A 26,510-nucleotide genomic window follows, 5' to 3' on the forward strand; every position below is an offset into this window, starting at 1 on the left:
ATCAATGGTTTCAGCAATTACCTACTGCATAGGTAACGACATTTATTTTTTCAAATACTTATCATACCATTCTACATACCGCTGCAACCTGTCAACCTGGTAGCTTGGCTTGGTGATGCCGTGGAAAGAATTTGGATAAAGTATTAACTCCGTAGGTATCCCCTGCGACCGCATGGCCTGGTACATTTGTTCGCTGCCTATGGTTGGTACATTAAAATCTTTCAAACCGGACATATACAATACCGGTGTTTTGATTTTATCAGCATGAAAAAACGGGTACGATAAGGCAATCCACTTATCGGCATTTTTCCAGGGCACACCAATTTCGTTTTCATATTGTAAAACATACTGATCGCTGCCATAAACCGAGAGCTGCAATGCACTGCCTGCGCCGCTGGCCGCAGCTTTAAAGCGGGTATCAGATGCAATGGTATAATCGGTAAGGATGCCGCCATAGCTCCATCCGCCTATACCTAAATGGTCGGGATCGGCAATTCCTAATTTTTCCAGCTTGTCAACCGCGCCCAGCAAGTCTTTTACTTCTTTGTTGCCCCAATCGGCATAAATGGCTTTACAATAATCAAGGCCACGGCCGTTGCTGCCGCGGTAATTTACACCCGCAACCGCATAACCGGCACAAGCCAAAACCTGCCCTACGGCATCAAAGGCATATTCATCCTGCCCAACAGGGCCGCCGTGTATAAATAAAATAAAGGGTAACTTTTTGGCGTTACTATCGGGTGTTAATACAATACCGTTAACCAAAGTGCCATCTGCACTGGTAGATTCAAAACCTTCTACATGTGCCAGTTTAACATTGGCTAACCAGGCCTGCTGATGGAAGGTTAAGCGGCGCAGCTTGCCGCCTTCCAACGCGAATAACTCGGCAGGAGTATAAGGATCTGTTTTTTGAACAACCCAGTTGCCGCTTAAGTTGGTGTTTATATCGGTAATGCTGTACGTGCCTTTATTAACCGTACTTATTTTACCATTGTTTATGTTCACGCTGGCTACGTAGCGTTCACGGTCGTCAACAACTAAAAACGAGATGTTTTTACTGTCTTTTGCCCAGGCCAGGTCGGTAACCGGGCGGTCAAGCTGCTGCGTTAGAATCTTTTTGTTGGAACCAACCACATCCATGGTGCACAACATGTTCTGATCGTACATCATATAGTCGGCATCACTGGTGGAGCGCAAAAAAGCTATTAGTTTGCCGTCGGGGCTCCACTGTGGGTTTGTATCAGGGCCTTTCCATGAAGTAATCTGGAGCATACTGGCATTAGGGTGCGCATCAATGGTAAAAATATCCGTGTTCTCATTCTTATCAGGGTCGGCACTGCGGTTGCTCACAAAAGCTATCGTTTTGCCATCTGGCGACCATACCGGCGAGCTTTCATCCTTATCTCCCCTGGTTAAGGTATCAAGCTTCTTTGCTGCAACATCAAACAGGTACAAATGCTTGTTCAAGTGCTGCAGGTAGCCTTCTATATCCTGTTTAAAATGATAGCGGTCGATAACAATGGGTTTGGGTGTTTTAGGCTCCTCTTTCCCCTTATTTTCAGGGTCGCTTATAACCATCACCAGTTTTTTACTATCCGGCGACCAGGCATATTCGCCAATATCGCCTTTAATATCTGTCAGCTTTACGCCTTCGCCACCGCGCCTGTCCATCAACCAGATCTGGCCGCCCTTTTTTGAATCGCGCGACGAAACAAACGACAAATACTTACCATCCGGCGACCACCGCGGCGCCGAAGCTGCTTCTTCGCCATGCGTTAGCTCTATTGATTCCTTGCCATCCCAGCTTTGCACCCACAAGTGCGATACCCGTTTATCCTTTGCCGTATCAACTTCAGATACGCTGTAAGCCACCCATTTGCCATCCGGCGAAAGCTGCGGATCGCTTATTGTAGGTATTTTATCAAAATCGGCCGGTTTAAATGGTTTTATCTGAGCAGTAGCATACAAAGCACAGGATAACGCAAAAAGCGAGAGTAGTGTTTTTTTCATAGCGTCAACTTACGAGGCGGTAAGTTAGGGATTTTTGCAATAAGAAAAATCAAGAGGCAAGAATCAAGAGTTAAGACTTTTTTTTAAGTGAGCATTCCAAACTGTAGTGTTCGTAACAGGTGAAACAGTAAAAAACAACATCTATATAAAAATCAATAGACCAAGATTTATCAAACTTTAAATATCGCAACAAAGGCGCAACAGTTAACCGCAATATCCCATAGTGCACACAAAATTTATAACATAGTTTGTTTAATTAAATTCAATTCATTTACTTTGCATATCAAAGTACTTTTATTTATAAAATATGAAAGTTAAAATAATCCTGCCCGCCTTAACCGAAGCCGAAAGTCCGTTTTGGAGGCCGATAAAATATTCCCTGTTCCCGCCCCTTGGCCTGGCAACCCTGGCTGCTTATCTATCGGCCGATGATGAGATTGACCTGCAGGACCAGCACGTAGAAAAACTTAACCTGGATGACAGCCCCGACCTGGTGGTTATCCAGGTGTACATCACCAATGCCTACCGCGCCTACAAAATTGCCGACCATTACCGCGCAAAGGGCGCTTACGTTATTCTTGGCGGCCTGCACGTTACCTCCCTCCCGTTTGAGGCTGCACCACATGCCGATAGTATTTTTATAGGCCCGGGAGAGGATACATTCCCTAAATTTTTGCTGGATTTTAAAAATCGCTGCCCTCAAAAAATATACAATTCAACCATCCGTACTTTAGAAAAAGTTCCGCCCATCCGCCGCGACCTGATCAAAAGGCATTTGTACCTTGTTCCCAACTCTATTGTGGTTACCAGGGGCTGCCCGCATCATTGCAGCTTTTGTTATAAGGATGCTTTTTTTGAAGGTGGCCGCACTTTTTACACCCAGGAGGTTGATGACGCCCTTGCCGAAATTGACCGGCTGCCCGGCAGGCATTTATATTTTTTAGATGATCACCTGTTAGGTAACACCAAATTCTCGGCCGCCCTATTCGACGGCATGAAAGGTATGAACCGTGTTTTCCAGGGAGCAGCCACTGTAGATTCGATATTAAGGGGAAACCTTATTGAAAAAGCAGCAGAAGCCGGCTTAAGGAGTTTATTTGTGGGTTTCGAAACATTTTCGCCGCAAAACCTTAAACAAAGTAATAAAAAACAAAACCTCGAAAAAGATTATGTAAAAGCCGTAAACAGGCTCCACAGCCTTGGCATCATGATAAACGGCAGCTTTGTTTTTGGGTTGGACGATGATGACAAAGATGTTTTCAAGCGGACAGTTGAATGGGGCGTAAAACATTCAATTACCACATCAACCTACCACGTGTTAACCCCTTATCCCGGTACCGAACTATTTAAAACCATGGAAAGACAGGGAAGGATAATTACCAAAAACTGGGATTTGTATGATACCCGCAAAGTGGTTTATCAAACCGTTGGCTTAAGCGCACAGGAACTGGAAGATGGCTACTGGTGGGCTTATAAGGAATTTTATAAATGGAACAACATCTTCAGGGCCAGCATTCAGCACCAATCGCATATACACAAGCTCAAACACTTTTTTTATGCCGGCGGCTGGAAAAAATTTGAACCGGTGTGGAATTTCCTCATCAAAACAAAAAATCTCAACAACACGCTCCCTGCCCTCGAAACCGTGCTATCAAAAATAAACTTCGGCAAAAAACCTGATAAAGAAGCCGGACCAATGCCCTTATACTTACCTGAAGCCTAAACCTATCAACTATTTAACCCAATCAACCATTCACTTAATCAACCACTCACCAAATTAAATCACCCCCGCCTTTTCCAACTCCACTTCCATTTGCTGTTGAATAAGTAATGCTTCGGCGCGGGCTGCTTCGGCAAAATTTTCGTCGTTACCGGCGTAGATGATCGAGCGGGATGCATTTACAATCAGACCGCAATCTTTGGTAATGCCATATTTACACACTTCTTCCAGGCTGCCCCCCTGGGCGCCTACTCCCGGCACCAGCAGGAAGTTATCCGGCGCGTATTTGCGGATGTTGGTAAATTCGGTGCTTTTGGTGGCGCCTACCACATACATAATTCTATCGGCCCCGGCCCAGGTATTGGCTTTTTGGATAACGGTTTCGTACAAATAACCGTCGCCGGTTTCCAGGTACTGAAAATCCTTGCTACCTACCGATGAGGTGAGTGCCAGGATAATAATCCATTTGCCATCATATTTAAGATATGGCGTAACGCTGTCATTACCCATATAAGGGGTTATGGTGATAGCATCAAAGCTCATGCCCGATGCTTCTTCATTAAAAAAGGCTGTGGCATATTTATCAGATGTATTGCCTATATCGCCTCTTTTTGCATCTATTATATTTAAGGTATCCCTGGGCAGGTATTTCCAGGTATCTATCAGGCTTTGCAGGCCTTTTATGCCACGTGCTTCGTAAAAAGCGGCATTGGGTTTGTAGGATACGCAAAGATCTTTAGTGGCATCAATAATTCGTTTGTTAAATTCAAAGATAGGATCCGGGTAATTTTTTAAAAATTCGGGAATCTTATCAATATCAGTATCAAGGCCTACACATAAAAAGGATTTTTTTTGCTTGATCTGGTCTATTAGCTGCCTGCGCGATATCATAGGAAGGGATTAAATATTCGGATGGCAAAAAAACTAAAAATTTAGCTTAAACGTTATAACACCGCAGATATTTATTTAATTAATTTGATATTAAGAAATAATTGTTTAGAATTGCATCGTTTTCCTTTGAATTTTTTCTTGCACCAAAGAAACAATTTAAAACCCCACGATTTTTATTAACTAATGTTTTGAGTGGGTTTGGATGTTTATTTAATCAATGCTTCAAGATCAATTTCTTACTATAACGCCCCGTGTGTAACAACGTATTAGCCAAAATGCACATGGAAGTTTTATAACCGTTTGAAAACTATTTACGATATTAAAAATCCCTTTGAACTATAATTCATATCATGTCTGATAAAATCGAATTGAACGACAAACTCGTTTCAGAGTTGCGCGAAATTGCAAAAAATTTAGGTATTGCTGAGGCCGACGAACTACGTAAAGCACAGCTAATTGCACGTATTATTGAACAACAACAATTAATTGAGGCCGCAAGGGTACAACAGAACATTGTTGAACAAAATTATGCACCGATTACAGCCGAGCCTGTAGCCGAAGAAGCCGGTGAAAAAACACGCAAGCGTACCCGCGTGTTAAAACCAAAAAACCAGCCCCGCGTTGAAGTACCTTTGGATGATACCAACCTGTTTGACCAGGAAGAGGACGATCAAAACAACGCAGACGCTGTTAACGATACAACCATACCGGCACCCGTAACAGGCGAAACCCCTGATAACCAGCCCGGCGAAGCGGCACCAAAACCTGAAGCTGTTGTTGCCGAAGGCCGCCCGCAAAAATTTGACAGACGCCAGCCAAATGGCAACCCTAACCAGCAAAAAGCACAGGAACCACCAATAAACCTTGATTTTGATAACGTTATTGTAAATGAAGGTGTATTGGAAATTATGCCTGATGGTTATGGCTTTTTAAGGTCATCTGACTACAACTACCTTACTTCTCCTGATGATATTTACGTATCACAATCGCAAATAAAACTTTTTGGCTTAAAAACAGGTGATACCGTTCGCGGAAGCATCCGCCCGCCAAAAGAAGGCGAAAAATATTTCCCTTTGGTACGTGTTGAGGCTATTAACGGCCGCATTCCTGCCGAAGTACGTGACCGCGTTCCCTTTGATCACTTAACGCCACTTTTCCCATCCGAGAAACTAAGCTTGTTTACTGATCCGGGTAACTATTCAACCCGTATCATGGATTTGTTCTCGCCTATTGGTAAAGGTCAGCGCGGGTTAATTGTGGCACAGCCTAAAACCGGTAAAACCATGTTGTTAAAGGATGTGGCCAATGCCATAGCCCGTAACCACCCCGAAGTTTACCTGATTATTTTACTGATTGACGAGCGCCCTGAAGAGGTAACCGATATGGCCCGCAGCGTACGCGCCGAAGTAGTATCATCAACATTTGATGAGCCTGCCGAGCGCCACGTAAAAATTGCCAACATTGTTTTGGAAAAAGCAAAACGTATGGTAGAGTGTGGTCACGATGTGGTGATCTTGTTAGATTCTATAACCCGTTTGGCCCGTGCTTATAACACAGTTGCACCTGCATCAGGTAAAATACTATCGGGTGGTGTTGATGCCAACGCATTGCACAAACCAAAACGCTTTTTTGGCGCGGCCCGTAACATCGAAGATGGCGGTTCATTAACCATCATCGCTACTGCCCTTACAGAAACCGGCTCAAAAATGGATGAGGTTATTTTTGAAGAGTTTAAAGGTACCGGTAACATGGAGTTACAACTGGATCGTAAACTTTCAAACAAGCGTATTTTCCCTGCTATCGATATCACTGCATCAAGTACCCGCCGCGACGATCTGTTGCTTGACCGCGAAACTTTACAGCGCATCTGGATATTGCGTAACCACCTGGCCGACATGAACTCGCAAGAATCAATGGAGTTTTTACAGGCACAAATAAGGGGTACCAAAACCAACGAAGAGTTCCTGATTTCGATGAATTCGTAATATTTTAGTGGTAATGAAGTTATATTTAATGTAAATATTATTTGTAACTTCATTATTACTTAATAAAATCCTGATAACTTCGTAACACAAAATGAAGAGACGAGTTAGAAAACACCTGCCCAATACCATAACTTGCGCCAACCTGTTTAGCGGCTGTATAGGCATCGTGTTTGCCTTTCAGGGTAATTTATTAATCGCATCATACGCCATTTTCCTGGCTGCCATTTTTGATTTTTTTGATGGCTTTGCATCCAGGGTACTCAACTCCTACTCGTTTATAGGCAAAGACCTTGATTCGCTGGCAGATATGGTAAGCTTTGGCTTTTTACCGTCGGCTATATTGTATGAACTATTTCTAAAAGCCCCGCAAATTGCACACATCAGCGAGTATTTGTGCTACCTGGCTTTTTTAATAACCGTATTTTCGGCTTTACGCCTGGCCAAATTCAATAATGATACCCGGCAGTCAGATAGCTTTATTGGCCTGCCTACACCCGCCAATGCCATATTTATAGCATCGCTGCCATTGATTATTGAACAATATGAGGTTTTGGCCCGATTTATCCTAAATCCGTATACATTAACGGTACTCATAGTTATCATGTGTACCCTACTGGTATCCGAATTACCGCTAATGTCGCTTAAATTCAAGAATCGCGACTTCAATAAAAACATTTTCCGTTATTTACTGCTCATGTTTTCGGCAATACTGATTCTATTTTTTAAATTTGTGGCAGTTCCGGTGGTTATATTCATGTACATCACCTTATCTTTAATTCAAACTAAAATAACTAATGACAAAGTTCCAGGCTGAAATTGACGTAATGCCCAAAAAAGAAATTCTTGACCCGCAAGGAAAAGCAGTAACCGGAAGCATGAAAAACCTCGGTTTAGCCGAAATTCAAAACGTACGTATAGGCAAACATATCACCCTTGAGCTTGAAGCCGACAGCGCCGAAACAGCACACAGCAAAGTAGACGAAGCCTGCAAAAACCTATTAGCCAACCTGATTATGGAAAGCTATACTTTTAAGGTAGTAGAAGTTTAGTTTTTGAAGTGAAAGGGAAAAGGCAAAAGGCTTTAATAACTTTATAAAAAGGGAAAAGGTTAAAGGCGAAAGGCTTTAATAATTTTAAAATATAAAAAGAGGTTATCTCACAGAGAGGTAGCCTCTTTTTTTTCGTTAACTGGCCCGATATTGTATTTGTAGGCATATAGAAACGTAAAGAGGCTACCCCTCCAGGGATAGCCTCTCTTATATTTTTAGCACACAGGCAAAAACCTTTTAACTTTCGCCTTTAACCTTTTACCTCCTTAAAGGCTTGCTTCTTTTTCGGCCTTAATTTGCTGCAGGGTAATCAAATTAGCATTTACTGTAGCTTTTACCTGGTTAAATTTGGCAAAAATTTCTGCCGGATTTTGCCCGCCTGCCTTACAAGCCAGTTCAACTTCCTGTATGGTAGCCTGGCTTATTGGCATACCAAAAAAACCAAGGTTAGGTTTCAGTTTATGCGATGCCTTTCCGGCCTCGGTCCAATCGCCCGATTCAAGGGCTGCGGTTATAGCACCCAATAATTGTGGTGTTTGCTCCAGGAACATACCAATAGATTCAACAATAAATTCATCGCTGCCATCGGCAATTTCATATAGGAAAGAAAGATCAAAGTCTTGTTCTGGTGAAATATCTGACATATAAAGATTTATGAATATTCAAAATTATACTTTTTTTACGACCAAGTCATCAATAAGTTCACTTTTTAACCGTAAAATATTTTTTTTTATCCCCGGGTGTTCAAATTCGGGCGCCAACTCGGCCAAAGGCTCTAAAGTAAACCTCCGTTTATGCATTTCGGGGTGTGGTATCTTCAAATCCGGCTCATCAATAATGGCATCGCCGTAAAACAAAATATCAATATCAATAGTTCGCGAACCCCATTTTTCTTCCCGCCTGCGGCCCATTAAAAGCTCAATTGCCAATATTCTCCTAAGTACTTCCCGTGCTGTTAAACCTGTTTGCAGCATCAGTACCTGGTTTAAATAATCGGGAGCATCTGTTTTGCCCCATGATTGGGTTTCATAAACCGACGAGGCCTGTAATACGGGCGCTACATCAGCTTCAATGCGCTCAATTGCCTCATTCAGCAGCAATTTTCTGTCGCCAAGGTTACTGCCCAAAAGTAAAAAAACATCAATCATGTTGTAACAAATATTATAGAACAGGCTCTTACCACTATACGGTATTGAATTACTAAGTTTGCATAGTTAAACAGATTTATAACATTAATGAAACAATTCTTCAAATTCGTTTTTGCCACCATGCTGGGGTTAGTATTAACAACAGTGATACTGGTTTTTATAATTGTGGGTATAATAGTTGCCGCCAGCGGTGAAAAAGAGGTAGAAGTTGAGCCCGGTTCTGTGTTACACATGGCGTTTACCACACCAATAACCGAGCGTACGCCAAACAACCCGCTTGCCGGGTTAAGTTTTTTGGGATTAAACAGCGATAAATCAACCGGCTTAAATGACATTTTGGCCAATATTAAAAAAGCCAAATCCGATAGCAACATCAAAGGTATCTTTTTGGACGAAAGCTACATGACATCGGGCCAGGCCACCACCGAAGAAATCCGCAACGCATTAATCGACTTTAAAAAATCGCATAAGTTTGTTATAGCCTACTCAGAAATTTACACCCAGGGTTTTTATTACCTGGCATCAGTTGCCGATAAAGTATACATGAACCCCAAAGGCATTTTTGAGTTTACCGGTTTTAGCCAGCAAGTTACTTTCCTGAAAGGCGCGCTTGATAAACTGGGCATCGAGGTACAAATTATTAAGGTAGGGACTTACAAAAGTGCAGTTGAGCCTTTATTCCTCACCAAAATGAGCGAGCCTAACCGTTTGCAGGTTACCTCCTATTTGGGATCGTTATATGACCATTTTTTAACAGGCATCAGCACAAGCCGCGGTATTAATAAAGATTCGTTGTTTAACTATGCCAACAATGGCCGCGTTCAATTCCCCGAAGATGCAGTGAAACTGAAGCTGATAGACGGCCTGAAATATAAAGACGAACTTTTAGATGAGCTTAGGCAGCGTACAGGCAAAGGCAAAAAAGAAGATATTGCAAGCGTTGACCTTGATGAATATACCAAAAGCAAAACCGACGATAATACTGACGACGATAATTCGTCAAAAAACCGCATAGCTATTGTTTATGCCAGCGGTGATATAACTGGCGGCCAGGGCGATGATAACAGCATCGGATCTGAAAGAATTTCAAAAGCTATCCGTAAAGTACGTTTAGATAATAAAGTAAAGGCTGTTGTATTACGGGTTAACTCGCCTGGTGGCAGCTCATTGGCATCTGACGTGATATGGCGCGAAGTTGCGCTTACCAAAAAAGTAAAACCCATTATTGTTTCTATGGGCGATTACGCCGCATCGGGTGGTTACTACATCAGCTGCGCAGCCGATTCGATATTTGCCGAACCCAATACGATAACCGGGTCGATAGGTATTTTTGCCGTGTTGCCTAACATGCAAAAGCTGTTTAACGATAAGCTGGGCGTAACTTTTGATGGTGTAAAAACCGGTAAATATGCCGACCTGGGCGATGTAAGCCGACCATTAACCCCAGAAGAAAGGGCGATACTGCAAAACAACGTGAACCATGGTTATGACGATTTTACAAAAGCCGTGGCAGCAGGTCGGGGCAAAACACAAGCCTACATCAACAGCATCGGCCAGGGCCGTGTTTGGACCGGCGCGCAGGCTATAAAAATTGGATTGGTTGATCGTTTGGGCAATATTAACGATGCCATTGCTTCGGCTGCTAAGAAGGCTAAGCTTAAAAACTATAACCTGGTAAGCTATCCCGAGCAAAAAAGCTTTTTTAAACAGCTTGACAGTGATGTAACCGGCCAGATGAAAACCAAAATGCTAAAATCGGAGTTGGGCGATAATTACCGCGTGTACGAACAAATGAAAGGCCTTACCCAAATAATGCGCACCCCACAGGCCAGGCTGCCCTATGAAATTGTGATCAAGTAAGTTTTATGTTATATTTTGAAAGAAGAGCTGCCCGAAAAGGTAGCTTTTTTTTATTTTTATAGGATGTTAACCTTTTTTAACAAAAAAACTATCAATAGCAGTCACGTAAAGCACGTTTCCTTATATATTTCTGAACAGGAGGAAAAAATTATTATTGCGCCACTGTATAAAAACAACGCAGGAATTTATTACGAACAGGAAAAATGTTCCGTATTAAAATTCCCGGCGGAGGCAACAATTTTAGGCGATGAAGTGATAAAAAGCTTCCATCTTTTTAAGTTACAAGACAAAAACCTTCGCGACCAAAAACTTAAAGATTGGCCTGCTTTTATCCACAGCAAGCTAAAAACAGTTAAAGCCTTTGAATCGCTCTATTTTAAAATAAGGATCGATGGCGTAAATGCTGGTAATATTTTCATAAATATTGAGGGTAATACAACTACTGATAACGATATGATCATTAAGTCTTCTCTACCGGCAACTACAGATACCAAAGCAATTGGTGAACGGATTATGAAAGTTTATAAGGCGTGTATCACTGGGATAATATAAATGAGCCAATCACACAAAACCACCGCATGAAAGATAAACATGTTCATACGGTGGTTTAAAAGCCGATAAAAAGGGATGATTTAATCCTGAATATGCAACGCAGCTTTCAATTCGTTATAGTTTTTCAATTTAACAGCAGCTATGTGTACTCCGCCAGGTATAATCACGTACCTGTAACTATGAGCATTTGAAATGCTGCCATACACATTATTATTGTTTTTCATACTGATTTGTACATTACCAAGTGTATACAGTCCCGACCAAATATCAATTTCGGGAGTTGTGCCGCTTAAGTAGTTAATTACAACAGGCAACGGCGACACCTGGTCTGTTGGCCAGATCACGGGGTTGTAGCCATTCAATTTGGCATAAACCACCACAACGCCTTTATCTAATATATCCTGGGTTATTTTGGGTTCAACAACGTTGTATGTAAAGGTACTTGAACCAAAAATAGTTGTTTTTACATACGACGATGGCGTAAACCAATCAGAGTAAATAACATTTGCAGTACCAGGATCGCCTTTTGGGCCTTTCAGGTTGATAGGCGCAGGCCATGTACCACCAATTTTAGGGCCATAAAATAAGTAAGTAGCAGTGTTCAAATAATAGTCGCCATCTGCACCTACGGCTGCACCGGGTGCAACGTTACCGCTTTTAATGGTCGAACCGTCGGCGCCTGCCGCTCCTGCTGCACCGGTTGCCCCTGTTGCTCCCTTTAAACTAAAAGGCGAACCCCAGCCGGCGGCTGTTTTTGGGCCATAAAAGCCACTGGTTGCAATGTTGATGTAAAAATCGCCATTAATACCAAGCGTCGCCGAAGGGGCGGTTGTGCCCGAGTAAATTTTAGTTCCATCGGCACCTGTTGCGCCAACTGCCCCGGCAGCACCGGTTGCGCCTTGTGTACCTGCAGGCCCGGCCGGGCCTACTGCTCCGTCTTTACCGCAAGAAGTTATTGCCAATACAACAACCGCCAGTAACTGTAATAAATAGACTTTTTTCATTTGGATAGATTTTAGAGATTTTAAATAAATAAACTTAAGCTGATTGAAACAAAATTTCTTTATTGTTTAATCAAGGGCTAAAGTCGGCAGGCGCCGAAAAAAATCTATCAGGAGATTCACGTAAACGCGAGCGTGTTATTACCCGTTTTACATCGCGTATAAATGCTGGCCTTTTTAGGTAGAATTACCAAAAGACATCTTGGGGCAACGAAAAACACTATTGACAATAGTGCTATATTATATATCGTGATATAGTATTCTTAAATGTAGAGTTGTGATTTAAACCTCCTGGCCAGCAAACCTGTAGCTGAATCAGGGTCGATATCGGCTATAATCACACCTGTTTTACCATAAGTTTCGTGGGCAATACAGGTACCATCTGGCGCTATGACACAACTGGCCGAATCGGGATATCTAAACGCATAGTTTGAACTGGCAAAATAGATGGTGTTTTCCATTGCCCTTAACATAATGGCCTTTTCATAATAAGGATTGTCCTTGCTGCCCCATTCGGTAAGCTCAACTCCCTGGATATTACTGCCTGTACAATGCGGGTGAAATACTATTTTGGCATCATTCCGGGCTGCCCACCGTACAGATTCGGGGTAGCGGAAACCTTCATGGCATATGGTGATACCAAATTTAACACCATTTACTTCAAAAATATGGCGCTCAGTTCCGGGAATCCAAATGCTATCTTCCGAGGGATCTAACTGATTTTTGGTTTGATAGCCTAAAACTTCGCCTGTTTTTGATATTACATGGGCTACGTTTAATACGCCGCCAACAGTATACCAATCCATGGGCATTATAATAGCAATGGAATTTGCTGCCGCCATGGCACATACTTCATCTAAGGCTAACCGCATTTTTTCGGGCGAACTTGCTTCTACCCCAAATTCCTCAGCGGGGTAACCGGGAATATAGGATTCCGGAAAGCAGATGATCTCTGCCTGTTGATTTGCAGCTTCCTGTATTAAAAATTCGACCTGTTGCAAACCTTCTTTAACAGATGCCGGCATTGGTGGCGAAGCTATGGCGATTTTCATTTTTCTAAATTATACCTAAAATTAGCAAATCTATTAAGCTGTCCCGTATAATGTGTGCCTATCCCCTTTTTAGATAAGCATTCGGTACATTTTTGGGCAAGTAATCAATTCCGTAAGCATGTTTCAATAACAAACTCACTATTTCCATTACCGTTACCTCTTTACGGTGAACCTGGGGTAACGAGCCCATCATGGCGTAGCTTACCGGGTTAACAGCCGGCATCAGCGTTTCCCATTCGTACCCTTTGCCCCAAATAAGCCCTTTAACAGTGAGCGATAAATCGGCACCATTTTGCAGCAGTAAGTGGAGCATATCAATTGAGCTATTGCCATTTTGATTTACCGTATGGAATATTGGTGTATGGCCGCCAAAACCATATTCGTCAAGAGCAGCTTTGGCATTAACATCGGCACCGTATTGCAACAGCACTTTGGCGCAGGCAAGGCTATTATATTCGGCGCAGTAATGCATTAAAGTTGCGCCGGTAAGCGGCGTATAGGTATTACGATGTATAGCGTATGTTTTAGTTGTAATTTGAAGATCATTGCTGATGCACAAATTTAATTTTTCGGCATCATGCGCCAACACGGCCAAAAGCGCCTGATCTTCAAATTCCAAACCGGCATCAATAAACGCCCGGATACAATCTTTAAATTGGGGGCTACGATAATACATCTCAACCATGGTGGTAAAAAGCGGCACGCCATCATGAACTTCGTTTGGGTTTCCTCCGTCAATGAAATATTGCTTAATCATCTCGACGGAATGCACTTCTGTGGCGTAAAGGATTTGATTGTAATCGGGCATGGCATTTCAAAATTATCTGGCTATTAATAATCTCGGTCCACAGGGAAATGATAGACTCCCTTTAGTTCAAAATCATAAGTTGGGTATGCAAATTTTTCGCTACCCAAACTTACAAAGTTTTCTAAACTTGATAAACAATCGGCCCCAGGCAAATACAATTTAACTTTTTTTAAACGTAGCTATCCTCAAATTACTAAAAAGCAATTTGGCGCCGTTGTTATACTTAAATGGTGCGCTTAAAAAGAAATTTTTTGTATCCGAAGGTAAAAAAAGCTGGGTATCAGCAATTTTAGTTTTGTCCAAATAAGCCACCATTCTTTCACCGTCAACCATAATTGATACATGCATTACCCGGTTGGCGTACGGGGTAAGGTCATAATTGGTTGTTAAATATTTTCCATTTTGGTTGGCTACCGTTATTTGGTTGTTATTGTAATATAACAATGAAACGTACTCGCCACTACCTGTTAAATATTCCTTTGCGCTGTTATCGTTGGTAAAGCCAAAAAACACCGGACTCATATCGTTAATTTTATCGGCAGATGCCAGCAAATCAAACTCCAAAGTAAAATGCCGGGGGTAAAAATATTGTTTGCTTAGCCGGTAGGTTGCACTCGCTTCAAGCGCAAGCCATTTACCGTTTTCACCATTTACGGTAACAACATCACCTGCGCCATTGGTTTTAATAGTATGCGGGGATGCTCCAACAGCAACTGATGAAAAATTTTCGTTAACCAATACAGAATCACCGGCTGCGAAATCAAAAACCGAATTTATAACCGCGCGCGTTTTCTTTTGGCCCGCCTCTTCTGGAGGAGCATCGTTTTTCTTTTGATCCATCATGTCGCTGGCTTTTTGGGCTGCCTTATTCTTAGCCTTTTGCAATAAATCGCCAAACTGCGCACGTGCGTTTACGCCGCTTAAAACAAATGCAATAGCAATACAAATTGTCGTAATTTTTTTTGTTTTCATAGTTCAATGTCATTTAAAACAGGTAGTATATTTTTCTTGTAGATTTTAAAATTGCAATATATGTAACTACAAAGAAATAATATAATACTTTTTATTAATTATTATATTAAATTATCTTTAAAATAAATACGCACACATAATACCCGGTTACTATATGCCCATCCCTATCTTTTATTTAAAAAAACAAGTATTTGTTTATTTATAAATTAAGTACCCAAAAACAAACCATCCCACAACACTGTCTTTACAATGGCTTTTTGTATTTTTACCGCTCAATTTAATAATGGAAAATAAACCCATAGCACGCAAACTTCGATTACTATCGCAACTCATGGAATTGCATGAGGTTAATCCGTTTAAAATTAAGTCGATAGCTAATGCCGCTTTTAAAGTTGACAAGCTTCCCTTCCCTATTGCCGGTAAAACACTGGCCGAACTGGAAAAGGTTGACGGTATTGGCAAAAGCATTGCCGGCAAAATCATCGAGCTCCTGGAAACCGGCACCATGGCCGAAATGGAAGAAATGCTTGCCCAAACACCCGAAGGCGTGGTGGAGATGATGCACATTAAAGGTATCGGCCCCAAAAAAGTCGCCATTATATGGAAGGAACTTGGGATTGAAAACACCGGAGAACTTTTTTACGCCTGTAACGAAAACCGCCTGATTGAGGCCAAAGGTTTTGGCCTGAAAACACAGGAAGAAATCCGTAAAGCAATTGAGTTCAGGATGGCCAGTAATGGCAAATTCCTGTTTGCCCAGGTCGAAAAAGAAGCTAACGAACTGATGGATGCAGTGAAAGCTGTATTCCCCGGCGCATTAAAACATTTTGCAGGCGAATTCAGGAGGCTGAATGATATCATTACCGAACTTGTAATTGTTATTGGCAGCATAGATCAGCAGATTGCCTATGATGCCTTCTTAACATCAGAAATATTACAAAATGTGGCTCAAAACGAAAATCATATTTCGGGCGAGCTAAAGAATGGCTTACTGGTTGATATTGTTTGTGTAGAAAAAGGTGATTATTATTTAGAGCTATTTAAAAATACTGGTACTGACGACCATGTACAAGCTGTTTTAGACCGCATTAATACCCCGCTTCAGCAACCCGAGACTGAAGAACTCATATACACCAAAGCAGGCCTGGCCTGGATGCAGCCCGAACTGCGCGAAGGCACCATGTTTATCGAAAAGGCCGAAACAAACACGCTGCCAACACTCATAAACTGGCACGATTTAAAAGGCAGCCTGCACAACCACAGTACCTGGAGCGATGGTGTAAACACAGTGGAAGAAATGGCCCTATACTGTCGCGATACCCTGAAACTGGAATACCTGGGTATGTGCGACCACAGCAAGAGCGCCTTTTATGCCAAAGGCCTGACCATTGAACGCGTACTACAGCAACAGGAAGAAATTGACCACCTGAACAAAAAGCTGGATGGCTTTCATATATTTAAAGGTATTGAATCGGATATTTTGTACGATGGCGCATTAGATTACCCGGATGAAATATTGAAAAAATTCGATTTCATTGTAGCATCGGTACACTCCATATTAAAAATGGACGAAGCCAAAGCTACATCAAGGCTGATAACCGCCATAGAAAACCCTTACACCACCATACTCGGCCACCCAACAGGCCGATTGCTGTTAAGCCGTAAGGGTTACCCTATTGATTACAAAAAGGTAATTGATGCATGCGCCGCCAACAATGTGATAATTGAAATAAACGCCAACCCGCTCAGGCTTGATCTTGACTGGCGCTGGCACCAATACGCGCTTGAAAAAGGCGTTATGCTATCCATAAACCCCGATGCCCACCGCCTGGAAGGCCACCTGGACATGCATTATGGTATTTTAGCAGCCCGCAAAGGAGGCCTGTATAAGGAAATGTGCTTAAACGCGTTATCGTTACCAGAGATTACAAAGGCTTTTGATAAGAAGAGAGGTTAAAGGCGAAAGGTAAAAGGCGAAAGGTGAAAGGTAAAAGGTGAAAGACTAATGACAGCGAAGCCGAAGCGAAAAGACCAATGAACTAATGAACCAGTGAACTAATGAACCAACTAAAAGATAAAGTACAAGCTATACAATCATCAGGTGCAAAACCACAAATACTTGTTATTGGAGATTTGATGGTTGACCATTATATAATAGGTGGTGCCACAAGGCTTTCGCCAGAGGCGCCGGTACCCATTGTGAATGTTAAAAAAGAAACCTATACGCTTGGCGGAGCCGGAAATGTGGTACAAAACCTGGTATCCCTTGGCGCGGGCGTTTCTGTGGCAGGTGTAATTGGTGATGATGCGGCAGCTACACAGGTATTTGATATCCTGGCTAACGAAGGCGTACAAACCCTTAGTATTATCAAGGATAGCAGCCGCCCCACTACGGTTAAAACCAGGGTATTGGCAGGCAGTCACCAATTGGTGAGGGTGGATAGGGAAGTAACAGACACCGTTTCTGCAGCTATTGAAGATGAATTGATTGACAAAATAGCCCGCTACATTGAACAAGCCGATATGGTGATATTGTCTGATTACAACAAAGGCCTTTTTTCGCCATCATTAACTCAGCGGGTTATCATCGAGGCCACCAAATACGGTAAAAAAGTAGTAATTGACCCCAAAGGGCTCAATTACGAAAAGTATAAAGGTGCATTTATAATCAAACCAAACCGCAAGGAACTGGCAGAAGCGGCTAAAGTAGAAAAGATAAATTCTATCGAAAGCCTGCAGGAAGCGTCAAAAGTTATTTTTGGCCAAACAGGCTCCGAATATATTGTGGTTACACTATCGGAAGAAGGAATGGTGATATTAAGCGAACTAACATACAAATCATTACCTGTAAAAGCTACCGAAGTATTTGATGTAACCGGTGCCGGTGATACCGTTTTAGCAACCATGGCATATTTTATCGCATCTGGCCTATCTGTTGAAGAAGCTTGTGAATTAGCAAACCATGCAGCAGCGATAGTGATACGCCATGTTGGAAGTGCCACAACAACTATCGACGAGATTATTAAAGACATGGAAAGAAGCTGAAGAATTAATGCAGGCAATCGCTTTTAAAGATTTGATGTAGAAAGGTAACCCCTACGGGGCATAAGATATTTTGACATTTTGTTCTACAAACAGGTAGCCTCTACGAGGCAAGCACCGTTGTTTATCTTGTATGATGCCTCGTAGAGGCTACCCGTTTGTAGCAATATTTATCTAAAGTGCTTTTATGCCCCGTAGGGGCTACCTATTCCGGCATTAAATACCATTATATATAACGTAAAAAAGTTTAAATGCGATTTCCTGAAGCTCAAATCAAGAAGCTTTTTAAAACAAGATTAAGAATATCCCGAAACTCAAAAAATTAACAACTAAAAACTATAAAATGGTTTTAAAAGAACTTATAGATCATCAAAACACAATAAAATTGGTTATTGATACGCTGCAAGGCGATATTGAAACAGCCTGTGAGATGATTACCACGACCGTTAAAAACGGTAATAAAGTTTTATTTGCCGGCAATGGCGGCAGCGCGGCAGATGCGCAACACCTGGCAGCCGAGTTAACCGGCCGTTTTGTAAAGGAACGGAAAGCATTACCAGGAATAGCTTTAACAGTAGATACATCCGCAATGACGGCCATTGCCAATGATTACCATTACGATAGGGTATTTGCCCGCCAGGTTGAGGCCTTTGCCAAACCCGGCGATTTGTTTATAGGCATATCTACCAGTGGCAACAGCCAGGGTATTTTAAACGCTTTTGAAACGGCTGCGCAATATGGCTGCAAAACTTTAGGATTATCGGGCCGGGACGGAGGGAAAATGAACGGTGCTTGCGATTTAAATATTGTTGTCCCTTCAAATACTACAGCCCGCATCCAGGAAATGCATATCCTGATAGGCCATATTATGTGCCAGGCGGTTGATAACTTGTTTGATTAAAAAATGTAGAGACGCATATTTGCGTCTGCCGCCAAACATTCATATTTGCATACGGAAATACAAATAGGTGCCCCTATACCAAAATAAGATCATGAGAATCGACCTCGAAAAGACACTTACCGGAAAAATTAATGATTTGCCATCGCTTAAAAGCCTGGTACAAAGCTGGCAAAGTGAAGGACAAAAGGTAGTTTTTACCAATGGCGTGTTTGATTTGCTGCATATTGGCCACATTACCTACCTGGCTAAAGCTGCCGAGCTGGGCGATAAGTTGATTATCGGGCTTAATGCCGATAGTTCGGTTAGGCGCATCAAGGGCGAAAGCAGGCCGGTTAACGACCAGAACAGCCGTGCAGCGATATTAGCAGCTTTGTTTTTTGTAGATGCGATAGTAGTTTTTGAAGAAGATACACCGCTAAACTTGATCAGCACCCTGCTGCCCGACTATTTGGTAAAAGGCGCCGATTATTCGGTTGAGAATATAGTTGGAGCCAGGGAAGTGATAGCCAACGGCGGCGAGGTTAAAACTATTAATTTTGTAGAAGGCTATTCCTCAACTTCGATAATCAACAAAATCAGGAACCAAATTTCCTGATCAGGAGCAACATGAAGATACTGGTAATCCGCTTTAGTTCGATGGGTGATATTATATATACAACACCCGTTGTACGTTGTATTAAAAAGCAGGTGCCCAATGCCGAGGTACATTTTTTGACCAAACCGGTGTTTAAGTATATTTATGACAACAACCCATATGTTGATAAATTACTGCTGCTAAAACCCTCGCTTTCAGATACGATTAACGAGATTAAGGCCGAAAAATACGATCACATTGTAGATTTACACAACAACCTGCGTACCGCCATTATTAAACTGCGCACGGGTATAAAAGCCACAACCTACAAAAAACAACCTATCAGGAAATGGCTCAGCTTAAAGTTTAAACTAAGGCTGGTAGCCCCTACCCACCTGGTTGACAGGTACCTGGAAGCCGCAAAACCCTTAGGCGTTAACAACGACGGAAAGCCGATTGACTATTACATAAAAGCAGAGCATAAGCTAAGCAAACTACTGCCTCAATCTCATCAAAACGGCTACATCGCATTCGTAATAGGTGCAACGCATTTCACCAAACGGATGCCGAATGAAAAAATCATCAGTATTTGCAAACAGCTTAAATTGCCGGTTGTGCTTTTGGGCGGTAATGATGTTAAAGCCAATGGCGATATTGTTGCCTTAGCTATCGGCGCTAACATTTACAATGCCTGCGGGCTCACTTCGCTGGATGAATCGGTTTACCTGGTTTCCAAAGCCGAAAGCATTATAGGTTTTGATACCGGCCTCACCCACATTGCCGAAGCTTTTAACAAACCTATTGTATCTGTTTGGGGCGGCACCGTGCCCGAGCTACTGGGCGTGCAACCCTATATGGTTAAAGATGTGCTGGTTGCCGGCATCCGGCTCGATTGCCGCCCATGCTCAAAATTCGGGTTAGAGAAATGTCCGCTGGGGCATTTTAAATGCATGAATGATATGCCTGAGGATAACATTATCAGTTTTGTAAACCGGTAAACTCTATCATCAACAATTGTAACAACTGCAATATCTGCAGCTTCGTATTTTGATGGATTTAATAAAAATACGGCAGAAAAGCAACCACCTACCCCGCTTTTTTATTTGGTATTATTTATACATTTGTTTTAACCTGTAAACCATTGCCGCTACATGAAGAAAACTTTGCTTGTCCTGTTTTTATTTTGCCCGTCATTAGCCGCGTTTGCGCAGCTGCCATCAATCGGTATAAAGGGAGGCGCAAATTTTGCCACGATGAGTTCATCCGGCACCCCTGCAAATATGGTTGCAGGCTCTGATATTTATGCCCGTTCAAAGGCGTTAACATCTTTTAATGTTGGTGTTTTTGTGGATGTTAAATTGGGGCATTTCTCATTACAACCCGCCGTTAATTTTACCGGCAAAGGTGGTAAATTTGATGGCCCAACCGGTCAGCTGCCCAATGGCTCGGTAAGCCAGGTTAGTACAAAGTACAATTTATATTATGTACAGGTTCCCGTTAATATAGTTTATCATGTACCTTTTGTGGTAGGCGAATTTTACATCGGCGCTGGCCCTTTTGTGGGTATGGGGGTTTATGGGCGTAAAAATCTATCGGCGGATAACAATAATAATGGCGTACATACAGCCATTTCCAGCAGTGATAAAATTACCTTTGGCGATAATGGCGATATCCGCTCAGATGAGTATGGCGCCGGCGCCATCGCGGGCATCAAACTGAAAGGCGGCCTGCTCTTCAACCTCAATTACGACCTGGGCCTATCAAACGTGGCACCAGACCAGGCTGGCAACAAATTCAAAAACCATGTTTTCGGTGCATCAATCGGTTTCGTTTTTTTATAATTTTCTGTAGCCAAACGTCAAACAAAAAACAACCTCAATACTTTAATAAGTAAAAGTGTAAATCCAGTAAACCCGTTTTGTAATGAAAAAATTGTTGCTTATCCGCCATGCAAAAGCCACACATGAAAGTGGCTATGTTGATTTTGAACGGCCATTAAAGCAGGCGGGTAAGGAGGATGCTGTACTCATGGCATCCATATTAAAAGGGCAATCCATTATTCCGCAAATAATAGTGACCAGCCCGGCACTGCGTACGCAAACCACTGCCGATATTTTTACCGCACAAATGCAGCTACCCAATGCCGGCACCGATAAAAGAATTTACGAAGCTAACGAATACACCTGGGTAAAAGTGATTAACGGCCTGCCCAACGAGTATGATTTTATTGCTGTTGTAGGCCATAACCCCGGCATCAGCCAGGTTTTATATTACCTTACCGGCCAATACCGCGATTTGCCAACCTGCGCCGTAGCCCTTATTACGTTTGATAACGACACCTGGGAATCCATCAGCGGTGAAGACGGCCATTTAACTTTTTTTGATTCGCCGAAAGGGTGATCAGGTGTATATCCGGCAAAAGGGAGAGCCTTAAGAATTCCGCAATATCTTCTCCATCTTCCTTCCCTTCGCCAGCTCATCCACCAATTTATCTAAATATCTAACCTGCTGCATTAAAGAGTTCTCAATTTCCTCTACGCGGTACCCGCAAATTACTCCGGTAATGAGGTATGCATTGGGATTTAGCGAAGCCACCTGGAAGAAGGTTTCGAAAGTTACTTTTTTTTCAATCAGATCCTTCAGTTTCTCGTTATCAAAACCGGTTAACCAGGTTATAACCTGGTGTAATTCTTCTTTTGTTCTACCTTTCTTCTCCACTTTTGCCAGGTACAAAGGGTAAACCGAGGCAAAGGTCATTTTTGCGATACGCTCATTGTGTACTTCGGTATTGTTCATATCTTATATTAAGCGACTGATCTTCTCTGTATCAAAAATAATCATAAACTTTTTTAATTCGCCGAAAGGATGAGGAAGTTTTACGTTGTACGTTAGAAGTTGTACGTTTATTTGTGCTATTAATAAAAACGTATAAGGTAAAACGTCCTACGTATAACTCAAAGAGATTAGGAAGTTTTACGTTGTACATTAGAAGTTGTACGTTTATTTGTACTATTAATAAAAAAACGTATAACTATAACATATAACCCATGACGTTCAACCTAACCCTAATTCACCCGATAAGTCTTCCCCGGCAAACTGCGGAGTTTATTTGTACCATTAATAAAAAAACGTATAACGTAAAACGTCCAACGTATAACCCATAATGTATAACCTAAACGCTTAATTCACCCTATAAGTCTTCCCTGGCAAACTTCGAATATAGCCCTGCATTTCCATATTGAGCAGGTTCATGGCCAGCGAGCTCATAGGCATGTTGGCCTTTATGGTAAGTTCGTCAATAGCCAAGGGGGCTTTATGTTGTTGTAAAATATCAAATATCAGGCTCTCGTCTTTAGTTAAATCCAGCGGCAGCATAAATTGTTCGGTAGGTTTCAGGTTTTCGTCCTTTTCCCAACCCAGGCTAAAGGCCAGGTCGGCCATGCAGGTAAGCAGTGCGGCTTTATTGTTGCGGATCAGAAAGTTACATCCTTCGGAGTACACATCATCCAGCCTGCCGGGGAATGCAAAAACATCCCGGTTATAGGAGTTGGCAATTTCGGCGGTAATGAGTGCACCGCCTTTAAGACCAGCCTCAATTACAACCGTAGCATCGGCCATGCCGGCAACAATCCGGTTTCGTTGGGGGAAGTTTTCCCTGTCGGGGACAGTACCGGATGGATACTCGGTCAGTAATCCTCCGTTCTCTAACATTTTATCGGCGGTCGCCCGGTTTTGGCTGGGGTACATCCTGTCGAGGCCGTGGCCCAGCACCCCTACAGTTGGCACGTTCAGTCGCAGGCACTCTTTATGGGCGGCCACATCAATGCCCAGGGCAAGGCCGCTCGCTATCAATACATTATATTGCTGTAACTCCTCTATCAGTTGCCTGCATAATTGCTTGCCGTAATCTGTAGCGTTACGGGTACCAACTATACTGATTACTTTGGGCATGTTAAGTTCCATTTTACCCTTACTATATAATAGTATAGGCGAATCGGCGCAATTTTTTAACCGTTTTGGATAACGGGCATCAGTATAAAATATCAGTTCGATGCCATGTTTGGCAGCAAATTCCAATTCCTTTTCGGCCAGGCGTAAAGCTTCGTTAAAATCCCATTGGCTTGCACGTTTCTCGCCGATGCCTGGTATGGTAGCCATTTTTACAGGCGATGTTTTAAAAACCTGCTCGGCACTCCCTAAATAAGCCATCAATGATTTAGCCGCTACAGGACCTAAGTTTTTAACAAATGATAAAGCGGCGCCGTGCAATGTGGTCATTTATATGTGCAGATTAAATATCGATGTGCAAATTTCAGATGTGCAGATATGCAAATTAAAACCCGCTATCGATACCACGAATATACAAATCCTAAAAATATTAGCAAATATTAATTTCAGATGTGCAGGTGTTGTCTGAACCTGAATTTTTAGAATTAATTGAATTAGCCGAATTTTAAAATTCTGAAAATTCTTCAATTCGGTGAATTCAGGTTCAGACAATTCTCCCATCCGCACATCTATCCCCCTCATCTGCACATCTGAAATCAGCACATCTAAAATCTATTTTCAAAAAACTATAAAAATAGTTTGCAAACTATAAAAATAGTTATACCTTTATCTAACTATAAAAATAGTTTACTATGAATGTTAAAGAACTAACCAAAGCCGAGGAACAGATTATGCAGATTCTGTGGCAATTAAAGGAAGCCATTGTAAAAGATATCATTGAGCAAATGCCCGATCCTAAGCCGGCCTACAATACCGTATCAACCGTGGTGCGCGTACTGGAAGGCAAAGGTTTTATCGATCATAAAGCCTATGGTAACTCGCACGTTTACTTCCCGCTCATCAGCGATGATCAGTATAAAAAGTTCACGTTTGATAAGATGATGAAAAACTATTTCAGCAATTCGTACCAAAGCCTGGTATCGTTTATTGTAGACGAAAAGAAGATCAGCGTTAAAGAACTGGACGAATTAACCTCATTGATTGATAACCTTAAAAGCAAAAAACAATCATGAACTGGCTACACTACCTATTGGAGGCAAACATATACCTGGCTGTTTTTTATGCCTTTTATTGCTTGTTTTTAAATAAAGAAACGCATTATACCCTTAACCGGGTGTACCTGTTGTTAAGCTGCACTATGGCATTTATTTTACCATTGATACAGGCAAGCGCACTTAAACCCGTTGCCGAAAGTGCTCAACAAACCGTTATAACCATTACCGCTAACAGCCAAAACACCACAGCCCCCGCGCTGCTAAACTACCAGCCGCCGGTAAGCCATTTTACCATGCAGGATGCCATTTTATACCTATATATAACAGGTATGGTCGTGATGACTGTGCTGCTGCTTATTAAAATTGGTAAGCTCATTAAAATGACCACCAAGGGTAACACTATACTGAATGATAAATACAAGTTGGTAGGTATCGAAAGTTCAAATACCGCGTTTTCATTTTTCAACTACCTTTTTATCGGCACAAAAATAAACGGCAGCGATACCATCATCAGGCATGAACTGGTGCATATCAAACAAAAGCATTCGGCCGATATTATTTTTATGGAAATCCTGAGAATAGTAAATTGGTTTAACCCCATCATTTATTTTGTACAGATAAGCCTTAAAACCGTTCACGAATACATTGCCGACGAGCAAACCGCCGCGCATGAAACCGATGCCATCACCTACTCGTCCTTTTTGGTTGATAATGCTTACGGCATAAACGGTTCGTCCATTACACATTCATTTTTCAATTATAATCTACTTAAAAAGAGAATCATTATGTTAAACCAAAAACGTTCGGGAAACTTAGCAAGGCTAAAATACCTGGTGGCTGTACCTATTTGCGCCGGGATGCTTTGTGCATCAACATTAGCGTTCAGCAAAAACTACGCGCTGATTGATCTTGCGCCAACACGCAACCAGTCATCATTGCCGGCCGCGACAGACAGTGTGCCTAAGGTAAAATTGCAACAAAACAACGCACAGCTGCAACCCCCGCCGCCGCCTATTGTTGTTAAAGATACTTATATCGATCTTTTTAATTATCTAAATAAAACCATAGTTTATCCTAATGAAGCTTTAAAAAGCGGCAAAGCCGGATTGGTTGGTGTAAGCTTTATTGTTAAAGCCAATCATAAAATTACCGATATCAAAATAGCCAAAAGTGGCGCTGTTGAATTTAACAATGAAGTTTTACAGGCCCTGAAAGCATATAATGGCGTGGTTAGCGAAACAGCAGGCGCACATAAAATGATAGTTTATTTTTGCACCGACTATTACAATTTTGTAAAAACGCCCGTTGCCGCAGAGCTAACAGCACCTGGGTACGATTTTAACATGATGGTTTTTGGAGCCAACAAATATCCTGTAATGGCACCCTATAATACTGATAAAAAAGGTGCTACCTTGCCCCCAGCACCTGCTGAAATTAAGGACGCAGCCAAACTCCCCCCTCCGCCACCACCTGTACCGCCGGTTGGTTTGGAAACCGATACACCAGGTAACACAGCTAACCATGTTTTGGTTAAATACCTGGCAAAGCATGTTCGATATCCTACCATTGACCACGACAAGCATATAGGCGGCCGGGTAATTGCAGCCTTTGATGTGGTTGATGGCAAAATCACCGGTCCTGAAATTGTACGGGGTGTAGAACCCGTTATGGATGGGGAACTTTTACGTGCTATTAAAGCATATGACGGCACACTCGACTTGAAAAACGGTCGTTATTCAATTCCTTTGTCATTTCAGGTGATTAATTCAAAAAACAACCAGGTGGTTTCCCATTTACCGGAGGCAAATGCCCCTGATAAACCGGTAAAACAATCAAACAGTTTTTCAACTGCGGTTAGTTTAGATGAAGTTGTAGTAGTGACTTACACAAACGACTAACCATAGTCTGATTTTTAAATATTCATCAATAAAACCAAGCAACG

At 42.1% G+C, this 26,510-nt stretch carries 25 protein-coding genes; 15 read left to right on the forward strand and 10 right to left on the reverse strand.

Annotated elements, in window-relative coordinates; genetic code table 11:
- Nucleotides 1-42: 42 nt before the first annotated feature.
- Nucleotides 43-2,010 (reverse strand): alpha/beta hydrolase family protein, encoded by a 1,968-nt coding sequence (locus FSB76_RS03065; RefSeq protein ID WP_147052132.1) that lies wholly within the window; start codon nucleotides 2,008-2,010, stop codon nucleotides 43-45.
- 307 nt (nucleotides 2,011-2,317) lie between these two features.
- Here FSB76_RS03065 and FSB76_RS03070 point away from each other — a divergent pair, with 307 nt between their 5' ends.
- Nucleotides 2,318-3,733, forward strand: coding sequence for a B12-binding domain-containing radical SAM protein (locus FSB76_RS03070; RefSeq protein WP_147052133.1), 1,416 nt, complete (start codon nucleotides 2,318-2,320; stop codon nucleotides 3,731-3,733).
- A gap of 54 nt (nucleotides 3,734-3,787) precedes the next feature.
- Here the strand turns inward: FSB76_RS03070 and pyrF are convergent, their stop codons facing one another.
- Nucleotides 3,788-4,618, reverse strand: a complete 831-nt coding sequence (gene pyrF, locus FSB76_RS03075) for an orotidine-5'-phosphate decarboxylase (RefSeq protein ID WP_192910157.1) — start codon at nucleotides 4,616-4,618, stop codon at nucleotides 3,788-3,790.
- 353 nt (nucleotides 4,619-4,971) lie between these two features.
- Here pyrF and rho point away from each other — a divergent pair, with 353 nt between their 5' ends.
- The 3 genes from rho (at nucleotide 4,972) to purS (ending at nucleotide 7,655) form a co-directional block, all read left to right on the forward strand.
- A complete protein-coding gene (gene rho / locus FSB76_RS03080) occupies nucleotides 4,972-6,606 on the forward strand; it encodes a transcription termination factor Rho (protein WP_147052135.1) in 1,635 nt (544 codons plus the stop codon).
- A gap of 91 nt (nucleotides 6,607-6,697) precedes the next feature.
- Nucleotides 6,698-7,420 (forward strand): CDP-alcohol phosphatidyltransferase family protein, encoded by a 723-nt coding sequence (locus tag FSB76_RS03085; protein ID WP_147052136.1) that lies wholly within the window; start codon nucleotides 6,698-6,700, stop codon nucleotides 7,418-7,420.
- The gene (gene purS, locus FSB76_RS03090; RefSeq protein WP_090646069.1) at nucleotides 7,401-7,655 is read left to right on the forward strand and encodes a phosphoribosylformylglycinamidine synthase subunit PurS; all 255 of its coding nucleotides are present in this window, start codon (nucleotides 7,401-7,403) and stop codon (nucleotides 7,653-7,655) included. The genes FSB76_RS03085 and purS overlap by 20 nt, the downstream gene beginning before the upstream one ends.
- A gap of 266 nt (nucleotides 7,656-7,921) precedes the next feature.
- On the opposite strand, the gene FSB76_RS03095 is transcribed toward purS, so the two are convergent.
- Both FSB76_RS03095 and folK read right to left on the reverse strand, forming a co-directional pair.
- On the reverse strand, nucleotides 7,922-8,299 hold the full coding sequence (locus FSB76_RS03095; protein WP_147052137.1) for an Hpt domain-containing protein: 378 nt from the start codon (nucleotides 8,297-8,299) through the stop codon (nucleotides 7,922-7,924).
- Between the two features lie 24 nt (nucleotides 8,300-8,323).
- Nucleotides 8,324-8,803 (reverse strand): 2-amino-4-hydroxy-6-hydroxymethyldihydropteridine diphosphokinase, encoded by a 480-nt coding sequence (gene folK, locus FSB76_RS03100; protein WP_147052138.1) that lies wholly within the window; start codon nucleotides 8,801-8,803, stop codon nucleotides 8,324-8,326.
- An 87-nt stretch (nucleotides 8,804-8,890) separates the two neighbouring features.
- Between folK and sppA the strand changes: the two genes are divergently transcribed.
- Both sppA and FSB76_RS03110 read left to right on the forward strand, forming a co-directional pair.
- Entirely contained in the window at nucleotides 8,891-10,663 is a 1,773-nt protein-coding gene (sppA, locus tag FSB76_RS03105; RefSeq protein WP_147052139.1) for a signal peptide peptidase SppA, read from the forward strand.
- A gap of 63 nt (nucleotides 10,664-10,726) precedes the next feature.
- The gene (locus tag FSB76_RS03110) at nucleotides 10,727-11,215 is read left to right on the forward strand and encodes a hypothetical protein (protein ID WP_147052140.1); all 489 of its coding nucleotides are present in this window, start codon (nucleotides 10,727-10,729) and stop codon (nucleotides 11,213-11,215) included.
- 80 nt (nucleotides 11,216-11,295) lie between these two features.
- Here FSB76_RS03110 and FSB76_RS03115 read toward each other — a convergent pair whose 3' ends face one another.
- The 4 genes from FSB76_RS03115 to FSB76_RS03130 all read right to left on the reverse strand — a co-directional run bounded on the left by FSB76_RS03115 (nucleotide 11,296) and on the right by FSB76_RS03130 (nucleotide 15,048).
- On the reverse strand, nucleotides 11,296-12,219 hold the full coding sequence (locus tag FSB76_RS03115) for a hypothetical protein (RefSeq protein WP_147052141.1): 924 nt from the start codon (nucleotides 12,217-12,219) through the stop codon (nucleotides 11,296-11,298).
- Between the two features lie 260 nt (nucleotides 12,220-12,479).
- Nucleotides 12,480-13,268: a carbon-nitrogen hydrolase family protein gene (locus FSB76_RS03120; RefSeq protein WP_147052142.1), complete on the reverse strand. Its 789-nt coding sequence runs from the start codon at nucleotides 13,266-13,268 to the stop codon at nucleotides 12,480-12,482.
- A gap of 58 nt (nucleotides 13,269-13,326) precedes the next feature.
- A complete protein-coding gene (locus FSB76_RS03125) occupies nucleotides 13,327-14,076 on the reverse strand; it encodes an ankyrin repeat domain-containing protein (RefSeq protein ID WP_147052143.1) in 750 nt (249 codons plus the stop codon).
- Between the two features lie 159 nt (nucleotides 14,077-14,235).
- A complete protein-coding gene (locus FSB76_RS03130; RefSeq protein WP_147052144.1) occupies nucleotides 14,236-15,048 on the reverse strand; it encodes a hypothetical protein in 813 nt (270 codons plus the stop codon).
- A 283-nt stretch (nucleotides 15,049-15,331) separates the two neighbouring features.
- On the opposite strand from FSB76_RS03130, the gene FSB76_RS03135 reads away from it, so the two are divergent.
- The 7 genes from FSB76_RS03135 to FSB76_RS03165 all read left to right on the forward strand — a co-directional run bounded on the left by FSB76_RS03135 (nucleotide 15,332) and on the right by FSB76_RS03165 (nucleotide 21,965).
- Nucleotides 15,332-17,005 carry a DNA polymerase/3'-5' exonuclease PolX gene (locus tag FSB76_RS03135; RefSeq protein ID WP_147052145.1) on the forward strand — a complete coding sequence of 558 codons (1,674 nt, stop codon included), beginning with the start codon at nucleotides 15,332-15,334 and terminating at the stop codon, nucleotides 17,003-17,005.
- A gap of 101 nt (nucleotides 17,006-17,106) precedes the next feature.
- Entirely contained in the window at nucleotides 17,107-18,093 is a 987-nt protein-coding gene (gene rfaE1 / locus FSB76_RS03140; protein WP_147052146.1) for a D-glycero-beta-D-manno-heptose-7-phosphate kinase, read from the forward strand.
- Between the two features lie 340 nt (nucleotides 18,094-18,433).
- On the forward strand, nucleotides 18,434-18,991 hold the full coding sequence (locus tag FSB76_RS03145; RefSeq protein WP_147052147.1) for a D-sedoheptulose 7-phosphate isomerase: 558 nt from the start codon (nucleotides 18,434-18,436) through the stop codon (nucleotides 18,989-18,991).
- A gap of 91 nt (nucleotides 18,992-19,082) precedes the next feature.
- Entirely contained in the window at nucleotides 19,083-19,586 is a 504-nt protein-coding gene (rfaE2, locus tag FSB76_RS03150) for a D-glycero-beta-D-manno-heptose 1-phosphate adenylyltransferase (protein WP_147052148.1), read from the forward strand.
- Nucleotides 19,587-19,597: 11 nt separating this feature from the next.
- Nucleotides 19,598-20,563 carry a glycosyltransferase family 9 protein gene (locus tag FSB76_RS03155; RefSeq protein ID WP_225976400.1) on the forward strand — a complete coding sequence of 322 codons (966 nt, stop codon included), beginning with the start codon at nucleotides 19,598-19,600 and terminating at the stop codon, nucleotides 20,561-20,563.
- Between the two features lie 153 nt (nucleotides 20,564-20,716).
- Nucleotides 20,717-21,406 carry a porin family protein gene (locus FSB76_RS03160; RefSeq protein WP_147052150.1) on the forward strand — a complete coding sequence of 230 codons (690 nt, stop codon included), beginning with the start codon at nucleotides 20,717-20,719 and terminating at the stop codon, nucleotides 21,404-21,406.
- Between the two features lie 82 nt (nucleotides 21,407-21,488).
- Nucleotides 21,489-21,965 carry a SixA phosphatase family protein gene (locus FSB76_RS03165; RefSeq protein ID WP_147052151.1) on the forward strand — a complete coding sequence of 159 codons (477 nt, stop codon included), beginning with the start codon at nucleotides 21,489-21,491 and terminating at the stop codon, nucleotides 21,963-21,965.
- A 30-nt stretch (nucleotides 21,966-21,995) separates the two neighbouring features.
- Here FSB76_RS03165 and FSB76_RS03170 read toward each other — a convergent pair whose 3' ends face one another.
- Together FSB76_RS03170 and dprA are read right to left on the reverse strand one after the other, a co-directional pair.
- Entirely contained in the window at nucleotides 21,996-22,361 is a 366-nt protein-coding gene (locus FSB76_RS03170; RefSeq protein WP_147052152.1) for a DUF2200 domain-containing protein, read from the reverse strand.
- Nucleotides 22,362-22,745: 384 nt separating this feature from the next.
- A complete protein-coding gene (dprA, locus tag FSB76_RS03175) occupies nucleotides 22,746-23,843 on the reverse strand; it encodes a DNA-processing protein DprA (protein ID WP_147052153.1) in 1,098 nt (365 codons plus the stop codon).
- Nucleotides 23,844-24,205: 362 nt separating this feature from the next.
- Here dprA and FSB76_RS03180 point away from each other — a divergent pair, with 362 nt between their 5' ends.
- The gene (locus FSB76_RS03180; protein WP_147052154.1) at nucleotides 24,206-24,586 is read left to right on the forward strand and encodes a BlaI/MecI/CopY family transcriptional regulator; all 381 of its coding nucleotides are present in this window, start codon (nucleotides 24,206-24,208) and stop codon (nucleotides 24,584-24,586) included.
- A complete protein-coding gene (locus FSB76_RS03185; RefSeq protein ID WP_147052155.1) occupies nucleotides 24,583-26,466 on the forward strand; it encodes a M56 family metallopeptidase in 1,884 nt (627 codons plus the stop codon). The genes FSB76_RS03180 and FSB76_RS03185 overlap by 4 nt, the downstream gene beginning before the upstream one ends.
- Nucleotides 26,467-26,510 lie beyond the last annotated feature (44 nt).

It is taken from the genome of Mucilaginibacter ginsenosidivorax, assembly GCF_007971525.1.
GTDB classification, from domain to species: domain Bacteria; phylum Bacteroidota; class Bacteroidia; order Sphingobacteriales; family Sphingobacteriaceae; genus Mucilaginibacter; species Mucilaginibacter ginsenosidivorax.

Bases quoted from the DNA above. Each gene is read 5' to 3' on its own strand.
- FSB76_RS03160 (WP_147052150.1), top strand. From the start codon at position 20,717: ATGAAGAAAACTTTGCTTGTCCTGTTTTTATTTTGCCCGTCATTAGCC.
- rfaE1 (WP_147052146.1), top strand. From the start codon at position 17,107: ATGAACCAACTAAAAGATAAAGTACAAGCTATACAATCATCAGGTGCA.
- FSB76_RS03170 (WP_147052152.1), bottom strand. From the start codon at position 22,361: ATGAACAATACCGAAGTACACAATGAGCGTATCGCAAAAATGACCTTT.
- rho (WP_147052135.1), top strand. From the start codon at position 4,972: ATGTCTGATAAAATCGAATTGAACGACAAACTCGTTTCAGAGTTGCGC.
- FSB76_RS03065 (WP_147052132.1), bottom strand. From the start codon at position 2,010: ATGAAAAAAACACTACTCTCGCTTTTTGCGTTATCCTGTGCTTTGTAT.
- FSB76_RS03085 (WP_147052136.1), top strand. From the start codon at position 6,698: ATGAAGAGACGAGTTAGAAAACACCTGCCCAATACCATAACTTGCGCC.
- FSB76_RS03185 (WP_147052155.1), top strand. From the start codon at position 24,583: ATGAACTGGCTACACTACCTATTGGAGGCAAACATATACCTGGCTGTT.
- folK (WP_147052138.1), bottom strand. From the start codon at position 8,803: ATGATTGATGTTTTTTTACTTTTGGGCAGTAACCTTGGCGACAGAAAA.
- FSB76_RS03180 (WP_147052154.1), top strand. From the start codon at position 24,206: ATGAATGTTAAAGAACTAACCAAAGCCGAGGAACAGATTATGCAGATT.
- FSB76_RS03095 (WP_147052137.1), bottom strand. From the start codon at position 8,299: ATGTCAGATATTTCACCAGAACAAGACTTTGATCTTTCTTTCCTATAT.
- FSB76_RS03070 (WP_147052133.1), top strand. From the start codon at position 2,318: ATGAAAGTTAAAATAATCCTGCCCGCCTTAACCGAAGCCGAAAGTCCG.
- FSB76_RS03155 (WP_225976400.1), top strand. From the start codon at position 19,598: ATGAAGATACTGGTAATCCGCTTTAGTTCGATGGGTGATATTATATAT.
- FSB76_RS03115 (WP_147052141.1), bottom strand. From the start codon at position 12,219: ATGAAAAAAGTCTATTTATTACAGTTACTGGCGGTTGTTGTATTGGCA.
- rfaE2 (WP_147052148.1), top strand. From the start codon at position 19,083: ATGAGAATCGACCTCGAAAAGACACTTACCGGAAAAATTAATGATTTG.
- FSB76_RS03165 (WP_147052151.1), top strand. From the start codon at position 21,489: ATGAAAAAATTGTTGCTTATCCGCCATGCAAAAGCCACACATGAAAGT.
- FSB76_RS03120 (WP_147052142.1), bottom strand. From the start codon at position 13,268: ATGAAAATCGCCATAGCTTCGCCACCAATGCCGGCATCTGTTAAAGAA.
- FSB76_RS03135 (WP_147052145.1), top strand. From the start codon at position 15,332: ATGGAAAATAAACCCATAGCACGCAAACTTCGATTACTATCGCAACTC.
- FSB76_RS03125 (WP_147052143.1), bottom strand. From the start codon at position 14,076: ATGCCCGATTACAATCAAATCCTTTACGCCACAGAAGTGCATTCCGTC.
- FSB76_RS03110 (WP_147052140.1), top strand. From the start codon at position 10,727: ATGTTAACCTTTTTTAACAAAAAAACTATCAATAGCAGTCACGTAAAG.
- sppA (WP_147052139.1), top strand. From the start codon at position 8,891: ATGAAACAATTCTTCAAATTCGTTTTTGCCACCATGCTGGGGTTAGTA.
- dprA (WP_147052153.1), bottom strand. From the start codon at position 23,843: ATGACCACATTGCACGGCGCCGCTTTATCATTTGTTAAAAACTTAGGT.
- FSB76_RS03130 (WP_147052144.1), bottom strand. From the start codon at position 15,048: ATGAAAACAAAAAAAATTACGACAATTTGTATTGCTATTGCATTTGTT.
- purS (WP_090646069.1), top strand. From the start codon at position 7,401: ATGACAAAGTTCCAGGCTGAAATTGACGTAATGCCCAAAAAAGAAATT.
- FSB76_RS03145 (WP_147052147.1), top strand. From the start codon at position 18,434: ATGGTTTTAAAAGAACTTATAGATCATCAAAACACAATAAAATTGGTT.